The organism is Chryseobacterium viscerum (assembly GCF_002899945.2).
Taxonomy (GTDB): domain Bacteria; phylum Bacteroidota; class Bacteroidia; order Flavobacteriales; family Weeksellaceae; genus Chryseobacterium; species Chryseobacterium viscerum.
Genome location: NZ_PPEG02000006.1, coordinates 300519 through 320235 on the forward strand (window position 1 = coordinate 300519; position 19717 = coordinate 320235).

The 19717-nt window shown below is 31.6% G+C and carries 19 protein-coding genes; 12 read left to right on the forward strand and 7 right to left on the reverse strand.

From position 1 onward, the window contains the following. Nucleotides 1–6: 6 nt before the first annotated feature. From C1634_RS15915 to C1634_RS15945, 7 genes are all read right to left on the reverse strand, one after another. Nucleotides 7–930, reverse strand: coding sequence for a hypothetical protein (locus C1634_RS15915; protein ID WP_103231384.1), 924 nt, complete (start codon nucleotides 928–930; stop codon nucleotides 7–9). Between the two features lie 10 nt (nucleotides 931–940). Continuing rightward, nucleotides 941–2296, reverse strand: coding sequence for a radical SAM/SPASM domain-containing protein (locus C1634_RS15920; RefSeq protein ID WP_103231383.1), 1356 nt, complete (start codon nucleotides 2294–2296; stop codon nucleotides 941–943). A 56-nt stretch (nucleotides 2297–2352) separates the two neighbouring features. Then, entirely contained in the window at nucleotides 2353–2553 is a 201-nt protein-coding gene (locus C1634_RS15925) for an ecotin (protein WP_109738735.1), read from the reverse strand. Between the two features lie 89 nt (nucleotides 2554–2642). Next, entirely contained in the window at nucleotides 2643–2843 is a 201-nt protein-coding gene (locus C1634_RS15930) for an ecotin (RefSeq protein WP_109738736.1), read from the reverse strand. A gap of 335 nt (nucleotides 2844–3178) precedes the next feature. Further along, nucleotides 3179–3394 (reverse strand): ecotin, encoded by a 216-nt coding sequence (locus C1634_RS26310; RefSeq protein ID WP_103231381.1) that lies wholly within the window; start codon nucleotides 3392–3394, stop codon nucleotides 3179–3181. A 67-nt stretch (nucleotides 3395–3461) separates the two neighbouring features. Continuing rightward, nucleotides 3462–3656 (reverse strand): ecotin, encoded by a 195-nt coding sequence (locus tag C1634_RS15940; RefSeq protein ID WP_109738737.1) that lies wholly within the window; start codon nucleotides 3654–3656, stop codon nucleotides 3462–3464. A gap of 311 nt (nucleotides 3657–3967) precedes the next feature. After that, the gene (locus C1634_RS15945; protein WP_103231380.1) at nucleotides 3968–6094 is read right to left on the reverse strand and encodes an outer membrane beta-barrel family protein; all 2127 of its coding nucleotides are present in this window, start codon (nucleotides 6092–6094) and stop codon (nucleotides 3968–3970) included. 210 nt (nucleotides 6095–6304) lie between these two features. Between C1634_RS15945 and C1634_RS15950 the strand changes: the two genes are divergently transcribed. The 12 genes from C1634_RS15950 to C1634_RS16000 all read left to right on the forward strand — a co-directional run bounded on the left by C1634_RS15950 (nucleotide 6305) and on the right by C1634_RS16000 (nucleotide 19054). After that, nucleotides 6305–8029, forward strand: coding sequence for a helix-turn-helix domain-containing protein (locus C1634_RS15950; RefSeq protein WP_103231379.1), 1725 nt, complete (start codon nucleotides 6305–6307; stop codon nucleotides 8027–8029). Between the two features lie 198 nt (nucleotides 8030–8227). After that, complete coding sequence (locus C1634_RS26435; protein ID WP_262509919.1) at nucleotides 8228–8350, forward strand: hypothetical protein; 123 nt, start codon at nucleotides 8228–8230, stop codon at nucleotides 8348–8350. 57 nt (nucleotides 8351–8407) lie between these two features. Further along, nucleotides 8408–10630: a CocE/NonD family hydrolase gene (locus C1634_RS15955; protein ID WP_103231378.1), complete on the forward strand. Its 2223-nt coding sequence runs from the start codon at nucleotides 8408–8410 to the stop codon at nucleotides 10628–10630. Further along, entirely contained in the window at nucleotides 10630–12810 is a 2181-nt protein-coding gene (locus C1634_RS15960; protein ID WP_109738738.1) for a lantibiotic dehydratase family protein, read from the forward strand. The genes C1634_RS15955 and C1634_RS15960 overlap by 1 nt, the downstream gene beginning before the upstream one ends. 5 nt (nucleotides 12811–12815) lie before the next feature. Then, the gene (locus C1634_RS15965; RefSeq protein WP_103231375.1) at nucleotides 12816–13673 is read left to right on the forward strand and encodes a thiopeptide-type bacteriocin biosynthesis protein; all 858 of its coding nucleotides are present in this window, start codon (nucleotides 12816–12818) and stop codon (nucleotides 13671–13673) included. Nucleotides 13674–13943: 270 nt separating this feature from the next. Beyond that, nucleotides 13944–14783 (forward strand): hypothetical protein, encoded by an 840-nt coding sequence (locus tag C1634_RS15970; RefSeq protein ID WP_103231374.1) that lies wholly within the window; start codon nucleotides 13944–13946, stop codon nucleotides 14781–14783. 149 nt (nucleotides 14784–14932) lie between these two features. Next, on the forward strand, nucleotides 14933–15121 hold the full coding sequence (locus C1634_RS15975) for a helix-turn-helix transcriptional regulator (RefSeq protein ID WP_103231373.1): 189 nt from the start codon (nucleotides 14933–14935) through the stop codon (nucleotides 15119–15121). A 278-nt stretch (nucleotides 15122–15399) separates the two neighbouring features. Next, entirely contained in the window at nucleotides 15400–15552 is a 153-nt protein-coding gene (locus C1634_RS26070) for a hypothetical protein (protein WP_165835339.1), read from the forward strand. A gap of 270 nt (nucleotides 15553–15822) precedes the next feature. After that, nucleotides 15823–17109, forward strand: a complete 1287-nt coding sequence (locus C1634_RS15985) for a hypothetical protein (protein WP_123921478.1) — start codon at nucleotides 15823–15825, stop codon at nucleotides 17107–17109. Nucleotides 17110–17494: 385 nt separating this feature from the next. Next, nucleotides 17495–17899 (forward strand): hypothetical protein, encoded by a 405-nt coding sequence (locus C1634_RS15990; RefSeq protein ID WP_103231371.1) that lies wholly within the window; start codon nucleotides 17495–17497, stop codon nucleotides 17897–17899. 17 nt (nucleotides 17900–17916) lie between these two features. After that, on the forward strand, nucleotides 17917–18249 hold the full coding sequence (locus tag C1634_RS15995; protein ID WP_103231370.1) for a hypothetical protein: 333 nt from the start codon (nucleotides 17917–17919) through the stop codon (nucleotides 18247–18249). Next, a complete protein-coding gene (locus C1634_RS16000; RefSeq protein WP_103231369.1) occupies nucleotides 18236–19054 on the forward strand; it encodes a hypothetical protein in 819 nt (272 codons plus the stop codon). The genes C1634_RS15995 and C1634_RS16000 overlap by 14 nt, the downstream gene beginning before the upstream one ends. Nucleotides 19055–19717: the final 663 nt, after the last annotated feature.

Genomic DNA, 19717 nt, shown 5'->3' on the forward strand with positions numbered 1-19717 from the left:
AATAAGTTAGATTGTTATGCCTAGTGTTTTTAGTTTCTTAGTAAATTCTTCATCATTTACTAATTCCTGGTTATTGGTAATGGATACTTTATCTAAATAATTTTCTATTACAATTTTTACTAATTTTTGCGGAGAGCTTTTGATATCAGAAAAGTTTTCATTCAGGAAATCCAGAAAATCTTCATCTTCAATTTTTGCTATACAGCGCATTGCTATCAATAAATTTTCATGTTCACCAGAGAATTCATTCTGTTGTATCAGCTCATTGAAAATTTGTTGGAATATCAGTCTTGTCTTCTTCTCATCCTGTAATGATTTAAGAATAGCGATATAAGAGTTGTTGATGATATGTTTTAATATTCCCTGTTTATCTATGAGCGGCAGGGTTTCAGCAATGTTTTTATAACGTTCATTCTCATGTTTGTTAAACATAAAAAAAGCTATTATCCTCAAAACCTCAGCCTTATACAGTTCCTCATTCTTTGTACGGGCAAAAACTCTGATCTTATTGAGTGACTGCTCACCAATAATTATGGAAAAATAAGGAAACGCATTGCTTTGAATTAAAGCACTATCAATGGCACGATTAATATTTTCTTCTGCCAATTCAAAATCATTTTCCACATAGTTTTTATAGGCAAGCAAAGCATAGTCTAAACTTATCATACCATGATAAATAGGATCTATGAAGTAATTCCTCATGCTTTGCATTTTTGTAAAATGATAGTTCCCTAGGGTGATATTCCCTACACGAAAAGCAGAAAGTGATTTTTCAGATAAGTTCATATAGTAAAACAATCCTGCCTGAACATCTTCCGGAATATCTTTTCTAAATTCTTCAATCAGATTTTCAAAAATATGTCTAGGCTTTTTTACCTCATATTCTCTAAATTCTACCGTTTTTATTTTCTCTAAAATTATTGTTTCCATACATCATTTATTAAGCAAGCACAGCTTGTTCATTAATATATCTCTGAAGAAGAATTCTGTCATCAATATTAAATTTGAAGGAAGGACACGCCGGGATATTATCATACCAGTTTTTCGGACATGCACCACCGCATAACGGAAGAAACTTGCAGCTTTTGCACCATGAGTTATTATCCGGGATTTCATTAAACCAGTTTCTCATGACAGTGTTTTTAGTGTCTACATCTTTATCTTTCACGATATTTCCGGCATAAAACTCAGAGTTATCATATTTTGGAGTGTACGGAATCTCCCAGCATGTAGAGATATTTCCAAAAGCATCGAACACTTCTGAAGTCTGGCTTACTACCATACATGGCTTGGTAACTCTTTCAGGAATGATCTGGGTTTTAAACTTTGCTTTTGACTGTAAAAGTTTCATATAAACTTCGATTTCCAGCTCTGCAAATTCTTCTTTTGAAACTCCCTTAATGGTCGCTTTATTATCTCCCCAGTCGTGAATAGGTGCTAGATAGAAACTTACATGTTCTAATATCCCTTCAGCATCTAAATAATCAATAAAATCTATTACATTATAACTGTTTTCTTTATCTACATTACATCTTATATTGAAGGCTGCTTCTTTTTGATATAATTCAGAATTAACAATTTCTTTAATATTTTTAATGATGATATCAAAGCTGTTAGAACCATTTTTCAGATATCTTCTTTTATCATGGAATTCCTGAGTTCCATCAACAGTAATCTGATATTCTGTAACTCTATAATTGTTTACTAGTTTTTCAAAAAGAGAGTATTTAAGGCTTAAAGCATTTGTAATAATTCTTGAAGAATATTTTAAGTTTTTTTCAGCACATAGACTGATCAAACGGGTCGATAAATTAGAAATAGCTGACAAACCTGTTAACGGCTCTCCCCCATACCAAGTGATACTCAAATGCTCCAGATCGCTTGATAAACTCTCCATTTTTGTGATGATTCTATCATAGGTAAGATCGATAACTTCTTTTGACATACTTTTGTTTGTATGCAGCTGTCCACAGTAATGACATCCTAGCTGACAGTTTCCAGAGGGCTGAATGACATAAGAAAGTGTTTTTAAATCCTGATGATCAACAGACATAATGTTATCTGATAATATCTCCTTCAATTCGTCTTCAAACTCAGGAACATAAAATTCATTTTTGATCAGGTTGATGAAAATCTCTTCAGGAATTGCAGTGGTCTCAAGATTACATATTTTTTCATATAACCCTTTTTTCACTTCAATGGATGTTCCGGAACGAGTAGAAAAAAGAATGATGTGATCATTTAAAATCTCCTCGTTTTCTATAGTATGGATATATCTTGATAATTTGTATTTCATAATTTTTTTATTTTAACATTAAATAGAGTAGCACGAATGCTACTCTACTTTTTACTTTAGTTGTAACTCCAACATTCATTACCACTACAAGTCTGAGTACCTCCAAATCCCCAGCAGTCATTTTGGCTTGTGCAGCTTGCTACCAGTTCTAAAGGAAGTTTACCTCCTTTGATTGTCTTTACTGAATTTTCGCTCATTCCCTGTAGCTTATTTTCAGTGATCTTTTTAGACAATTCATACAATTTTTTGTTTTTCATCACAATAAATCTTAGGTTAAAATTTTTCTTGTAAAGTTTTAATTCCACACAAGATTTTGCAGAACATCATTTTCTAGAATCAGAGTCTACTAGTTATAACTCCAGCAGCTGTTACCACTGCAAGTAGCTGTACCTCCAAATCCCCAACATCCGTTTTGGCTTGTACAGTCAGCTACAAGTTCTAAAGGCAGCTTTCCTCCTTTGATTGTCTTTACTGAATTTTCGCTCATTCCTTGTAGCTTGTTTTCAGTAACTTTTTTAGACAATTCAAACAATTTTTTGTTTTTCATGACAATAAATTTTCATGGTTAATAATCCCCCGATCAGTTTCAATTCCACACGGGGTTATACAGAACTTGATTTTTTATGAAAAGCTCCAGAAGTGGGAGTCTGTATGCAAATCTGGTCTGCACTCACTATAGGTACACTGACTACAATGGTTAGCGAGTAAGCCTCCGATAATCAGTGCAAAACCATGTTTTTGCATTTTTTCATATTATCATTTGTGTTTGTTTAAAATCTTTTCAGGCTTTTATTTTTCAATAGAAATAAGCTTTTTTATGTTTATTACGAATCTTATCTCTACTAAAAGCTATCAACCCTATAGATTATAATTTTAAAGGAATTAGTCTTCTTTCATATAATACCAACAGTCGTTCTTCGAACAATTATTAGCGGTGCTTCCATATCCCCAGCATTCATTCTCACGACTGCATTCACCAGTTAATACTTCCAGAGATCGCTTTCCACCTGTAATAGTCTTTATTGAATGTTCACCAGCTCCCAGCAACTTGTTTTCAGTGATCTTTTTGGATAACTCGTGTAGTTTTTTATTTCTCATATCAATAAGTTTTCTGATTATTAGTTTTTTTGAACAGCTTCCATCAGCGAAAAGAGCTTACCCTATTTTATGAATACGACCAGCACTCATTTGCTGAACAGATCAGGGGGCCACACAGGAGACCACAATCAGTACTTTCAAAACACAGATCTTTACTACCGCCCTTTCCCGCATATATAGTGAGGAATTCATATTTTTCTAATTTTTTGATCTTGCCCTGTGTTATTTTTTTTGATAATTCCTCTAGTTTTTTGTTTTTCATATCAATAAGTTTTATGATTATTAGTTTTTTTGAATAACTTCAATTCCCAAAAGGACCTACAGAATTTTACGAATACATCCAGCAGTCGTTCCCTGAGCAAACCAACGGACCGCAAAACGTACGACAATCCGGACTGTCAATGTAATCTATAATGCTCTTCTTTCCCGCATATATAGTGAGGACTTCATATTTCTGTAATTTTTTGATCTTGCCCTGAGTTATCTTTTTGGATAATTCCTCAAGCTTTTTGTTTTTCATGATTATTAGTTTTTATCCTTAGGTGTTATCAGTTTTCTGTAAAAATTGTAGAATTACAATCGGGGATTTTCATTTTGGGTTCTTCCCTTGTCTATATCTCCGGTATTAACCTTTTTTACTTTGTTGTTTCCAAATGTTTTGGATATGCTGAGTGATATGGATCTTAAATTGGATTGTGACAGCGTTTCAATATATCCGTCATTATTATATAATGTATTACGGGAGTTTGAAAGATTCAACAAGTCTTTTATAGAAAGCTTGAATTTGAAATCTTTATAATTCTTCGAAACTTCAATCAGGTTATTAATAAAATATCCGTTCTTCTTATTAACAAGCGTATATGGAGAGGTATAGCCAAAGTTGTAGCTTATGTTCCAGCCTTTATTCCATAGATTGTTTCCACTGATTGTAACGGAAGAGTTATTATACCATGAGCTAGGATGAACATCATAAATATCTGCGTTATTGATATAATACATCCCGGTTGAGAGGTTGAACATCCATTTGTTTTCAAATAATGGTTTGTTGTAATTCACTCCCATATAAAGACGCTTTACCGTACCCTCAAAGTTTTTGGGTTTTGTAATAGAAATATTACCTACTGTCTCTGTATAAGGAAGAATAGGATTTTTTACAATTCCAAAATTACTTACAAACACCCATGTTCTTTTGATGCTGTAACTGGCATTGAACAAATACATCTTTGCCACATTCAAATCCGGATTTCCTGTTTCCCACCAGGTTTCATTATTTTTATAGATAAATGGGTTCAAGTCATCCACATAAGGTCTCCATAATGCGGTTCTGTATCCCAGGGAAACTCTGTTATTCTTATTAATAGTATAGGACAGGTTGATACTCGGTACAATATTGTTGTAACTTCTCGAGAAATTCTCACTGACTGTATTTTGTTTTGCGTTGATGTTTGTATTTTCATAACGCAGTCCTAAGTTTACATCCAACGCTGAAAACAGTTTTTTCTTAACATTAGTATACAATGCGTTGATGTTCTCATGATAAGTGAAATTATTAGAAAACATTGTATTCAAAGTACCGTCTGCGTTGTAATAGGCATAAGGGTTATCCGTAGAAAGCCAATTCAGCTTACCTCCCGCCTCAAGACTAAGTTTTAATTTTTCGAAAGTTTTGGAATAATCTACTCTTACAGTATAATTGTCCTTCTGGTAATCATTATATATTACATTAGAATACGGATTCGTCAAATTGAAAAACTCTGTCGTATTATCTCTGTGATGCGTATAATAATCAAAGTTGACATCCAGCCTTTTGGATTTTTTATCATCACTAAAACTGTAATAAACATTTCCTCCAAAAAGATTCAACTTATCATTCTGTGTATTTACCGTTCTGTTCTCAAAAATTCCCCCTGTATTATCATAGTATGTATTTCTGTTCTCCAGGGAAGCCTCAGGTGTTTTGTGGTAATATTCTAAAATACCTCCTATGCTGCTTTTCTCATTAAGCTCATAATCAAAACCTGTATTTCCTCCAAAGTTGGTTTCTTTGATAAGGGTATTCCCGATAATCTGATTTCGGCTGAATTTTGAACTGTAGTTATCTATGGTGTTTCTTTGCAGATCATTATTATTTTCAAAAAACAACATGGTATTATTTGAAAATCTGTTTTTATGATAATTTAAAGCAATATTGGCCTGCTGGCTATTTTTTCTATTCTGTTTGTCTGTAACAGTAAAACTTCCTTTCAGTCCATCGGTTTCCAGCTTCTTCAGCTTTAGATTGATAATCATTGCATCTTCCAGATCGTATTTTGAAGACGGATTAGTAATCAGTTCTATTTTTACCAGATTAGATGCCGGCATAGCATTAAGATACTGCATCAAATCTTTTCCCTTAAGAATTGATTTTCTATCATTGATATAAACAGATGCATTAGTTCCTAAAAGAGTTATTTTATTATCATCTACTTTTAACAATGGAGTTTGAGAAAGTACTTCGGATATGTGATTTCCTACAACTAAGTCACTGTTTTCAACATTAAAAATAAAACGGTCATCTTTTTGTTCAAAAAAAGGTTTCTTTCCATTTACTTTTATTTCTGCAATTTGTTTTTCTATGACTTTATTAATAGAGTCTTTCTTCTCTTGAGAGAAACCCAACAAAGGAAGCAGAACACCTACACATATCAATATTTTCCTCATTTACTTTGAATATTTCTGATGCAAACATCATAATTCTGGAAAATCTTTACAAGATTAGCAATCCAAGATTGATAAATCCCGGCATATCCGTTTACTAAAATTTACAAATTCACGATTCACAAGACCAATCATAAAATTGATTTACAACAAGTTATCTATTCATCGTGAAAATCCATCGATATTTCATAAATTTGCAGGCTATTTAGAAATATGAAGAAGATTCATTTGATTGTATTCACGGTTTTGCCTGTTTTATTCTTTTCCCAGAGTATAAAAGGATTGATTATTCCGGACTCATTAAAGAATAAAAGCTATAAGTATATTGATGATGCTTACAATAAAGTATTTCAAATTGATAATGATAAAGCAGAGCTTTTAGCCAACTATATTTTATTAAAAGGAAAGAAGGAGAATAATAAAGAAGTCATCTTTGAAGGGTACTATAATATCGCTCGTGTAAAAAATCTAAAAAATGAAAACGGACATCCATTTGCGGATTCACTCATCACAGCATCAAAGAATATTAATAATTACGATTACCCCGCCAAATCTCATATTTTAAAAGGTATTCTATTCAATAATGAAGGGAAATATAAAGAAGCTTTAGATGAATATACGATTGCTATCAACCTTAATAAGACGGAAAACAAAGAACAGTTTTATTATATAAACAAGCTTATTGCAATCCTAAAAACAGCCACAGAAGAGTACCAGGAAGCCTTACCTCTTTTCTTAAAATACTATGATTATGAAAAGAATAAAATAAAAACGACCAACCTGGAGGCAAAAAATTATATTTCTTCTATTTTTTCCTTAGCCAATGTATATATCAGGTGTAAGGATTATAAAAAAAGTATTCAGTTTGCAGATTTGGGTTTAGCAGAATGTAAAAAATACAATAATTACTCTAATTATAGTTATCTGCTCATGATAAAAGGGATAAGTCTCTTTTATCTAAAGGATTTTACGGCATCTTATACCATTCTATCAGAAGTTGAAAAAGGGCTGATCAATAATAAAGACTATACCAACCTGGGGGTTTTGTACTATTATCTTGGGAAAATAAAATATGCAGTCCATCGAGAAGATGAAGCTATAGAATTCTTTAAAAAGGCAGATTCAATTTCTTTTACTTTCAACAGCTTTGAGCCCACAAAAAGAGATGGATATGAAATTCTCATCGACTTTTACAAAAAGAAAGGCGACTTAAAGAATCAATTAAAATACATTGATAATCTGATCCATAGCGACAGTGTGATTGCTGTAAACCGCAAAAATCTTTCAAAGGAGATTCTGAAAAAGTATGATACTCCTATACTTATGAAAGAAAAAGTAAGTGTAATTGAAAAGCTGAACAATCAAAACACCTGGCTAATAACGGCCTTGTTATTCATTACTCTACTTTTCATATTCATCATCAGGAAAAACAGAAAGAAAATAAAAGAATACGAAAAACTGGCAAAAGTATTATCAGAGAGGCCGCTGATTGTTCCTACCGTTCAGGAGGAAATTAAGGTTGAAAGTGAGGTCATTCCCCCTGCAGTTATTGAAAAGAAAGAAAAAGCTCCTAAGAGTGATCTCTCCTCAAATCCAAAATTTAAAATACTTATTGATAAAATAGAACAATTTGAAAAGACGAATAGTTTTCTCAATAAAAATATTACTTTAGATTCTCTTTCAAAAGATTTTGACACCAACAGAGATTATCTTTCTAAGCTCGTTAATGAACTAAAAGGTAAAAACTTTTCACAATATCTGAATGAACTTAGAATCAATTATATCGTTGAAGAATTAAAATCTAACGAGAAAATAAGAAAGCATACCATTGCAGCCATCGCTGACGATATAGGATACAATAACGCAGAATCTTTCACGAATGCGTTCAAAAAAATAACGGGTACTCTCCCTTCTTATTATATAAAAGCACTTCATTAGAAGATAAACCAAAGCTTTATATATCAATACATTACAATTTAATTTTATCGAAATTTATCAATTCAGGTATATATTTATTCTTTATTTACAAGAATAAAACTTCATTTGCATCTCAAATTATTTAGAAATCTTAAAATTACTTAACTCGTGAAAAAAATTAAAAAAACCGAAAAAAAATTATCGTTAAACAAACTTCAAATGTCTAAAATAAAAGGAGGATCAAGCTCTACTGCACGCGGGATCATGCTTATGAATGGAGACAATGATACTGTTGTAGACAAAACACTAAATGACACCATCGATATTACAGTACAAAACTAATAACCGTTTTAACATTTTATCAGTAATTTTGAAAAAAATTACTGATTTTTTATTTTTATGAAGTACATACTCACCCTATCATTTCTTTTATCATTCAATAGTATTTTTTCTCAAAGAATAGGTATTAAACAATTTAATGAATACAGCATTGAGAAGATGGAGCCTTTAATGTCTTATTTAAATTCTGAAATACAAAAAAAATATAAAGAAAAAGACAAGTCAATAAAGTATGACAATCTTTTTAGGGTAAGTATGTCCGGACAAAACTACGATGTTGCCTTAAGCCAGCTAGATTCAGTACGAAATGTTTACAGGAAAAGTAATCCTAAGATTGCTTACGCAATGGGGACACAGTATGAGATCTACATAAACACTTCTAAAAATAAAACGTCTAAAGATTTTCAGGAAAAGTATAAGGAAGAATTCTTAAAAAAATATGAAAGCTTGCCTGCAAAATCACAGATAATACTTCCCCGTTATTTTAATGTGGATCTAGAAAAAACTAAAAAAGACATTGTCGCTTCTCTTAAAAACGATTTTGAAAATAAAGACAGTGTAGATTTAAAAAAGGCTTTATTGCTGTGCAGAAACTATAATTCATATATAGCAGGTCAAACATTTGGGCTGGCAAAAAAATATTTAAAAGAGCTCGACTCCAAGAACTTCGAAGTAAAGGACAGCTTATTGATCAATAACGAAATAAGTATACGAGTTGTTTTAAACAAAAAAATCACCCATCCTGAATCTACCATTTTAGTCAATAGCATTTATCCTGATACAGACGATGTAAATGATCAAAAAGAACAGGCAAACTATGGCTATCATTCTGTCTATATATATCCCAGAGGGAAATATGTAAGCAATTCTCCAATAGAACCTTTTGAGCATGAAGCAGAAGACATTAATAAAGTTATTGATTGGGTAATAAAACAACCCTGGAGCAATGGTAAAGTTGGAATGATTGGAGGCAGCTATCTGGGATTCAGTCAATGGGCAGCGGCTAAAAATATTCATCCAGCCTTAAAAACAATTATACCACAAGCCTCAGTGGGAATTGGTACAATAGACTTTCCCATGAATAATAACATCTTTGCTTCATACTGCCTTCGCTGGATAAATTATGTCACCAATAATAAAATGCTGGATTCAGGCTTTACAAATGAAGATCAATGGAATTCTACCTTTAAAAAATGGTATGAAAAGGGGGATGCATTTAACAGCTTAGATGCTATTTCAGGTAAAAAAAATGAAATCTTTCAACGTTGGTTAAAGCATCCATCATTTGACAGTTATTGGCAAAAAATGATTCCTTATAAGGACGAATATGCTAACATCAATATCCCGATTTTAACGATTACAGGTTACTATGATTCCGATCAGCTTGGCGCTTTATATTATCTAAGAAATCATTACAAATACAACAAAAATGCCGATCATTACATGGTGATTGGACCTTATGATCATTCTGGAGCTCAAGGTTATATTAAAAATAATTTAAGAGGATATACGATTGATTCTGCAGCCAATGTCGATATCGGAAACATTACTATGGAATGGTTTGATTATATTCTGAAAGGCAAATCAAAACCGTCTTTCCTTAAGGATAAAATTAATTATCAGGTGATGGGAACCAATGAGTGGAAAAGTACTGCTCACATTGATGATTTCGACAAAAACAAATTAAAATTCTATATCAGAAACCGTAATACACTTTCTTTAGAAAAAGAAGCCGATAAAAATTTCACATCGCTTAAGGTAGATTTAAAAGACCGTTCTGATGCGAATGAGCTTATTAAACTGAAAGACAATGTATTAGACAACACCATTGATCATTCAAATGCGGTTACATTTTCATCAAGCCCATTTGAAAAGCCTGTTGAGTTTACAGGAAACTTCATAGGCAATTTGAAATTTTCTGTTAATAAGAAAGATGTTGATTTATACATGAAATTGTATGAACAAAACACAGAGGGCAAATATTTTTTACTATCCACCTATTATGGAAGAGCGAGTTATGCTAAAAATGCAGAAAAAAGAGAACTTCTGCGTGAAAACAAAGAAACTGCCATTACCGTTACCAACAATGAATTTGTGAGCAAAAAAATAGAAAAAGGAAGTAAATTGATCTTAGTATTAGGAGTTATAAAAAGCCCATACATGCAGATCAATTATGGAACCGGAAAAGATGTTAGCGAAGAAACCATTAAGGATGCTGCCGATCCTTTGGAGATCAAGTTTTACAACAACAGTTTTATAGAAATCCCTATTTCCCTTAATTAATGCCACGTTTTCCTTTTCAGTTCTTCGACCGCTTTGTTGTCAGATCTCCGCTTTTTTCTTACAAAGAATTTCAAAATAATTTGTCTGAGAAAAGCCCTATTAATGAAAATCTAGAAAAATATTTTAAGAATACTATTTTCAGAGAAGCTATCTACTTAGCTTCTCTTTCTTTGTATGAAGAGATAGAGAAATTTTCAGATCATCATTCTCCAAACGAAAAAATAAAAAACTCTTTACTAAAATACTATAACCGTGCGAGCACCCGCTGTACACCATTTGGTTTATTCTCAGGAATAAGTACAGGAAGCTTTGAAAAAGAAACTCAATTTCCTGTATTTTCAGAGAACACAAAAACAAGAGATACAAAGCTGGATATGCACTTTTTAGTCGCTCTATCTGAACATCTGCTTTCGCTCCCCCATATCATAAATAATCTTTTATTTTTCCCTAATAATAGCATCCATCAACTTGGAAATAAAATTCGTTATGTAGAATATGAAAATAAAGATGGGAAAAGAGATTATATCATTTCTTCCGCTCCACTTTCCGAAGAATTAGAACAGATATTAACCTTTTCGGAAGCAGGTAAAACCATTGACCAGCTTTCCTCTATTCTTGTCAATGAAGACATTTCTTTCGGAGATGCAAAGGAATTCATTGATGAACTTATCGAAAATCAGGTTTTAATAAGTGAACTGAATCCAACGGTTTCAGGGGATGATTTTTTAGAATTGATCATTTCCAGTCTCAACAGAATAGGTGCCCATAAGGAAAAAGAAATTTTAATAGTCATTAAAAATAAGATGAATGAACTTGATCTAAATTTTGGAAATACTTCAAAAATATATTCTGAAATTGAAGATCAAATCAAAAGATTACACTTAAAATATGAAAAAAAGTATCTTTTTCAGACAGACCTTTATTTTGATGATGAAATAAATTTATCTTATCAATGGAAAAAAGAACTGAAGAAAGGAATCTCTTTTTTGAACAAAATTACCGTTCCCTATAAAGAAACAGCGTTAGAAAAATTTAAAAAAGCATTTCAAGAGAGATTTGAAAATGAAGAAGTTGCTCTTTCCTATGCTTTAGATCCTGAAATTGGGATTGGCTATTTACAAAACATTCCGGCCAAAGGTGTTCATCCCTATATTGAAGACTTAATCTTACCCTACCCTAATCGGAAAAAGGAAATTCAGTTTAAACTTAATCCGACACAGGTTATCCTTAATCAGAAATTACAAAAGGCTTTTTGGAATAAAGATGCTGTCATTCATTTATATGATGATGATTTTAATGATTTTGAAGAAGATTGGAATCACTTGCCCGATACCTTATCAGTAATGGCTGAAATCGTTTCTGAAAATCAACAAGAAAAAATATCTATTAAATCCGTCAATGGAAATGCGGGAAAATTATTAGGGAGATTCTGCTCAGAAAAAGCATCCGTAAAAGATGTAGTGAAAAATATCGCTGAAAAGGAACAAGAGCTCAATCCAGACAAAATTTTAGCAGAAATTCTACACTTACCTGAATCCAGAATTGGAAATGTCATCAGAAGACCTTCATTAAGAGAATATGAAATCCCTTATTTGTCTAATTCAGTTTTAGAAAAAGAAAATCAGATTTTGATAGAGGATTTATACCTTTCAATAAAGAATGGCAGGTTATTTTTAAGATCAAAACGGCACAATAAGGAAGTCGTTCCTCACTTAACGAATGCTCATAATTATTCTAATGACTCTTTACCGGTGTATCATTTTTTGAGTGATTATAATAATCAGAATGTAAGGCCATATTTGTCTCTTGACTGGGGCGATTTAGCTAAAATCTATGATTTCTTACCCAGACTTGAATATCAAAATATCATTCTTTCTAAAGCACGATGGAAAATTGATTCGGAACAGATTCATTATTTTGACACAATGATTCAATCTGATGCAAAGGATCTTCTATTTCAAAAGGTTGGAGAATGGAGAAAATTAAAACAAATTCCACAATGGATACGATGGGTAAAGGGAGATAGGACTCTGGCTGTTAATCTAGAAAACTATGATTTAATGCGAATGTTTTTTTCATCGGTAAAAAATGAAAAAGAAATTTTTATTGAAGAATTTCTGTCCAATGACCAATCTGATCATGTACATCAGTTCATTTTCCCTCTTTATAAAGATCTATAAATAAGATGGTAACGAGAAAATTTCACCCAGGAAGCGAGTGGCTTTATTTTAAGCTTTACACCGGAGTCAAAACTTCAGATATTATTTTACAAGAAGTTTTAGAACCATTCGTTGAACAATTACAACATCAGAATCTCATTAGAAAATGGTTTTTTATACGATATAATGATCCTAAATCTCATTTACGGGTAAGGCTACACATTAACAATCAAAATGACTACGGCAGCATTTTAGAAAGGATCAATTCATTATTTAAGGAGTATCTGGAATCAGGGGAAGTCTCTGCTGTCATCATAGAAACTTACTCCAGAGAACTTGAACGCTACGGTGACAATACCATAGAATATGCGGAAGAATTTTTTTTTAAAAGCAGCGAATTGATTTTGAATTTTTTGGAATATAATGACGAAGAAAAAATGATGGTTTCTCTGTTTTATATTGATCATCTTTTAACAGCATTACCCCTTTCTGCTGAAGAGAAAACAGAATGTATAAAGAATTTTGAAAAGGCATTCAAAAAAGAATTCAACGCAGATAAAAACTTAAATAATCAGTTAAAGAAAAAGTATAATGAGTTTTATCCTGGATACGTTGAGTTTATGATCTCCGAAGAATATGAAAGCATAAGAGATCTAATACAAAATAATATTTTAGAAATTAAACCAAAGCTTGAAAAAATTCTAGAATTAAAAAACGATAATTCATTAAAAATTCCGATAGAAGATCTCTTCCAGAGCATTTTCCACATGCATATTAATAGACTATTTGTTTCTAATCAGAGATTATTCGAAATGGTAATCTATGATCATTTATACCGTTTTTATAGAGTAAATAAAGTTCATCCTATAAAAATAAACGATTAAGGAAAAACTTGGTCTATCAATTTATTCATGACAAATGATAATTTGAATCCTTGCACTACAATAAAAAAAAGACACTCACATTTCTGTAAGTGTCTGATTTTATGTGGTCCCACCTGGACTACATGCTTGTATTTCTAATAAATAGATTATCAATTATATACAAAAATAAAATTTATAACAGTGGACACTATAGAGTACACTTTTAATAAATCTATCCCTTTTTGTTTCAACAAATTTACTTATTTTGTAAGAGACAACAAAATCATTCTATTGAAAAAGCTTATTACCATTTTTAGCTTCACTAAGTTATTTCATGAAGCATATCGACAAAACTCACCACTTGACAATTTCTTAATACAGTTACAGGAATTAATCAATATTGATATAACAGAGCTTATAGAAGCTAACAAAGCTAGAGCAAGTGAAAAGGCTAATGCATGGCAGGAAGAAGCCTATCGTAATTTTGAAAGAATAGGTAAAATAGGAATTGAGCATTCTAATGAGTTAAATTTGGACATTGAACCCAATACACTATGGGATTGTAATTTTATGAGGGCTCTTAGAACATTTAATGAAAGAAATTTTTATGTTGCTAGTTGCTTATCCAATAAAAAAACTTTGGAAGATAACGACAATCTAATAAAATCCGAAATCAGATTAATGGTTTTTAAAAATGTTTCGTTGATATTACCTTCTGATAGACCAGTTGAAGAGTCAACCAATCATATTGATTTACCCATTGATAGTAATAAATCAAAATTTAGCCCAAAAATTCAGGAAAAATATTTGGATAGATTTATCAACTCTATTGTAATACACACTCTTGATAATAAATCAAAAGATAATTTGATACAACTTTTAAAGGGAGCTCATATTAAAGAACCTATAGAATTTTCATGTGCTGCTAATTCTGTTATCTATTTTTTCAGACAAATGCATGAAGAAGGAAAAATATTAACCCCAAAATCTATATCAGGGAAATTCATACAACAACATTTTATGTTTAAATGGAGGGGCAAGTTTGATTTTCCAAAAGATGACAGTATTAAAAATTACCTTACACGAAAAGAACCTTCTTCGGTTTCACATAAAATTATTTTAGTCGAGTAAATACTAAAGTTTGTTAATTTTTATAACTCATACATAACACCACAATAACACTGTATTGATGGTGTCATAAAAATGTGTGTATACTTGCACTGTAATTACGATACAGCAATAGCTATTTGCAAGTTTAACAATAAAAACATTATACAATTATGAACTTTAAGAATGAAGAACTTCTTACACTAGATGACTTAGAAAAGATTTTAAAAAAAGGAAGAACTATGATATGGCAATATCGAAAAGAGGGCAAACTTATTCCTTACGGAATGTGTGGAAAAAGTCCACTATTTAGAATGGAAGATGTGGAATTTTTTTTAACAGAATCACTAAAAATCAATTAACCATTAACAAATGCATAGAAGTGCTGTAGTTAACTAAAATAGCAACAAAGCAGTAGCTATTTACAAAACATTAACTAATAAAATAAATAAGACAATGAAATTCGACAACAATCAACTACTAACTCTTGATGATTTAGAAGACATCTTAAAAAAAGGAAGAACTATGCTTTATCAATACAAAAAGATAAACAAGCTCACCTCATCTGACATGTGCCCATTATTCACAAAGGGAGATATATTAAATTTTTTTGTACAAATAGTACTAAAAACCAATCCAAATGAAAAAGAACATTGATAACATTAAATTGAGAGTGTCCGAAAAGAATTCAGTATTAGGTAACTCCATTCAGAGGTATTTCAACTGGACTAACAAAGATGGAATGAAAGTCTTTAGGATTGAAAAACAGACTGTATTATTAATGGAGCCATGACTCCCATCAATTAAAGTACAACATCAAAACCCACTTTTGTGGAGTTCCTTTATTGGTTTCCAGTATGAGAAAATCCATTTTTAATGGTAATTCTTCTCTACTTCCTAATAATTGGAAATCAATATTTTACCCAAATTTAGGTTAACAAAAAAGACATAGTGAAGCACTTTGTACAGCCAATGCTATGTCTTTTTTTCTTAACAAACTCTTAAAAGAATTACAAAACCCTTAAAATGATGTTTTCACATCATTAGAAACACTATGCACAAAATGAAATTACTAATACCACAAAATATTAAACAAAAAGTATGTGAACTTTCCAAGCTGGAACACCCTTTTAAATTCAAAGTTGATATGGCTTTGTACCTCCTAAATCTAATCATTTTTAGCTATTTTGGAAAGGATTTTCAAGATGGGGACTACCTTAGTCTTTCCTCAAGGATTCTGGAAAAGAATGCAGGAAAAGGCTATAACAAGCACCTTGACCTATTTGTAAAAAAGGAAATTATAGACAAACTCTTCTACTCCACCCATGAAACAAAGGGGCATTGCAACCTTTTCAAGCTCAATGAAAAGTGGCATGATTTCGAGACACCTGAAATCCACATAGTTACAAGTACAAAGATAAAAAAAACCCTAAAAGCCAGAGTTTTCTCATCTGCAAAACAAAAATATCATCACTTATGGAAATGGTACAATGATAAAAAATTCACTTTTGATGCCACAGGAGCAAGGCAAGAACTGCAAAACACGGAGTTTTCAAAATCAAGACTTTGGATGGAAAACACTATTTTCAACCTTGAACAGGGCTATAAATGGTTTGTTTGCCACAGCAAGGACAAAAGACTGCATACCAACCTAACCAACATGAATAGGGAGTTGAGAAAATATCTAAAATACGATGGACATAGCCTCCAAAACATTGATATTAACAACTCCCAAATTTTCTTTCTATTAGTATTATTACATAAGATTAAGAATAGAAAACTACAAGATACAGAAACAGAGTCTAGTATTATCTTAGAACTATCCTCTGTAAGCCTCTGTAATAAGGAGTTTCAGAGTTTTCATGATTTGGTAGTATCAGGCACGTTTTACAAAGTTTTAGGTGAACGATTGATGAAAGAAAAAGGATTGAGGGACTACTATATCAAAATGGAATATGATTATAAAAGTAAGAAAGTTAACTATGTCAGGTTTGATAACCCAAAGGACTTAATGAAGCCTATTGCTTTTGAGATTTTATTTTCAAAAAACAACCACTATACCCCCGAGAAAAAATGGTTTAGAGAACAGTTTCCAACCATTTACAAAGTGATAGAAACCATCAAATCCAAAAACCATAATACCCTAGCCCTCCTACTTCAAAACCTCGAAGCAGAAGCTATTTTGGACATTACAGTCACCAAGATAAAGGAGTTTAATAAAAACATTCCTATTTATACTATTCATGACTCTATTCTGACAATTCCAGAACATACCAATGAAGTCAAAAGGATTATGATTGAAAGTATTTTTGATTTTACTGGTTTGAAGCCTTCTGTTTCTATTGAATAAACCTTTTAGAACTAAAGGGTCAATTTCTCAGGAATTTTACCGTTGCTGGATTCCAGCATTAAGTAATCCTCATAAAATTGAGGATTAATCATTCTGAAAGAACACAAAGAGTTATTTTACAAGAAATAGAATTAAACATTCAGTTTGATTTAATACCTTTGTCCTACTTCAACGAAAAAAAGAGAAAACTTTTGCAATTGTAATACGAATCGGCAAAATTCAAATTTGACACAAAATGCAAACAGTTTAGCTCCTTGCCATATAATGGTGAGGGCTTTCCTGTTATGTGTCAAAGCTTTGCCGAGCTTGTATTACTAACACGGATAAGTGCCTCACTTTTTTTGTTGTTTATATCTCAGATTATGAACAATAAAATTCAATTTATATGAAACATTTATTTCTTATAGCTTTAGTAGCTATTTCTTTCGTTAACTGTTCTGGCAACGATGACACCACAACACCACAACAAAACAATCCTGTAACAACTCAATATTTTCACCCTCCTGCATGGATTCAAGGCAGTTGGAAAATTTCTAATACATCAACAACTTATTTCAAGTTTACTAATGATGATTTTATTTTAGTTAGTCCTTACACTAGCTATAAAGCTGTTTTAGAGCAAACAGCCAGTACAGGGCAACCAGCTAAGGTAGTAGAACAGACTTCTGACTATTACTATGAGTTTACAATAACAGCAGGAGCTTCTTCAGGTCAATATAAATTCAAGAAAATCAGTGATACAAAGATTCAATGGGTTGGTAGTACTCCTTTCTTTTTAGATAAAGAATAACCGTTAACAAAACGAACATGAAACGAAAATTTTTATTTACAGCTTGCTTATTGGGTGTACTTTATACTGGAAATGCTCAGAGTAACACCAGCCAAAACGGAGATGTTGACCCTTTTGCTTCCTATGAAGACAAAACCCCATCATGGAAAGGTGAAAAAGTTGATGTAGACAAGTATTATGACATTCAGCCCGATGGCTCATATATCAGGAAAGACATTGACAAAAAGAAACAAAATACCAATACTGATAATACAACGGTTCTTATTATTGTTATCTTATTTGTTGGGATTGGTATAATTGGAGCAATTGTAACCAGTCAGAGAAAACCAAACAATTATGACAGGAACTAGATTTTATGACAAAATCCATAACTGGCTACTTCCAATGCCAGAACAGCAATGTGATGTATTTCCTCCTGTAAACTATCATTATTATACACCATTTCAAAAACTCATTTTGGATTATTTGGCTTGGAATGGGATTGATAAAAAGGGAAATATAACGAGTAACAAGGTTTATCCAACCCGTAACGAAATTCAGGAAAATCGAACACTACTGAGGAAATGTGGCTTTACAACTGGTGATATTGAGAAACTTGTAGTTTATGAGTTTCTGGAAATGAAAAGAAATATACCTGATTTAGATTCAGAAATGTTTATCCCTATTTTTGAAGATAACTACCACAATCTAAAACTTGTCAAATTCGCTACTTTAGAGGCTCAAAAATCGAACGAAAACACAAGGGAATACTACGACAACATTAAAGGATTTTTAATAGAAATTCAAGGCTATTTAGGGGTCGAATATTTAAGAACCAGAATTGAGTGTGATTTTACTGACATCAGAAATTGGAAAAATACTGCCAGAGTAGAGGAATTTGTAACTCCTTTTGCAAAGGTAGGTTTAAATTGTAGCAAATCAGCCAAATTCAATATTAATTATTTTATAAACCCTCATCTTAAAGAACTTATAGGAGAATCACTGGGTGATACTCTGGAAAAAAGATTTGATGAGTTTACTAACGGTGAATTGAAAGATTTTATAATGATGATTCCACTGAACAGGAGATATGACAGGTATTTTGAGGAGTTGTTGAGATTTACCAGAACACACCCAAACTATAAAGCTGTTATTACAAATAAAAATTCTTTATAAATCGAAAGACAAGCTTAGACCCTTTACAGTGTTTTTTTAAATAGAAATTTCCTCGTTTTGAGAGGAAATTTTTATTATATACATTAGTGTAATCACAAAAGGCTAATGATACACATGTCAATAAATTGATTTCCAGCACTTTATTAAATCCAAAAGGCAGATTGAATTTTTTATCTATTTTTCATGTAAATTAGTTTTACTAATTTCTAAATAAAAACAGACATGAAAACAATTGATTACTTTAACGTACTTTGCTCAATAATTACAATTTTAATTATGCTTTATCCCTACAGACAAGGCATCAAACTAAAGTCAAGAGAAATTTATAATAGTCGTAGTTACAAAATAATTAACAATTATATTGCACTACTCTGTTCAACTTCATTAATTGTTTATTGCCTCATGATGGCTATGCTTTGCTGGGCTTTAAAATTCAAGTGTTCGGAATTAGGTTTTTATATTTGCATTGCCGGAACTATCCCTGTAATTGTATTTTCACTTTATTTCTATAAAGCTACACATGAAGTGGTACCACCAGAACAATCAACACTCAATAATGAGTGATAGTATATTTATCTTTTACACTTAGATTTGATACACAATTAATCTTTAAAATACTATTATTGGTAAAGAAAAGAGTAGATTAAAACCTACTCTTTAATT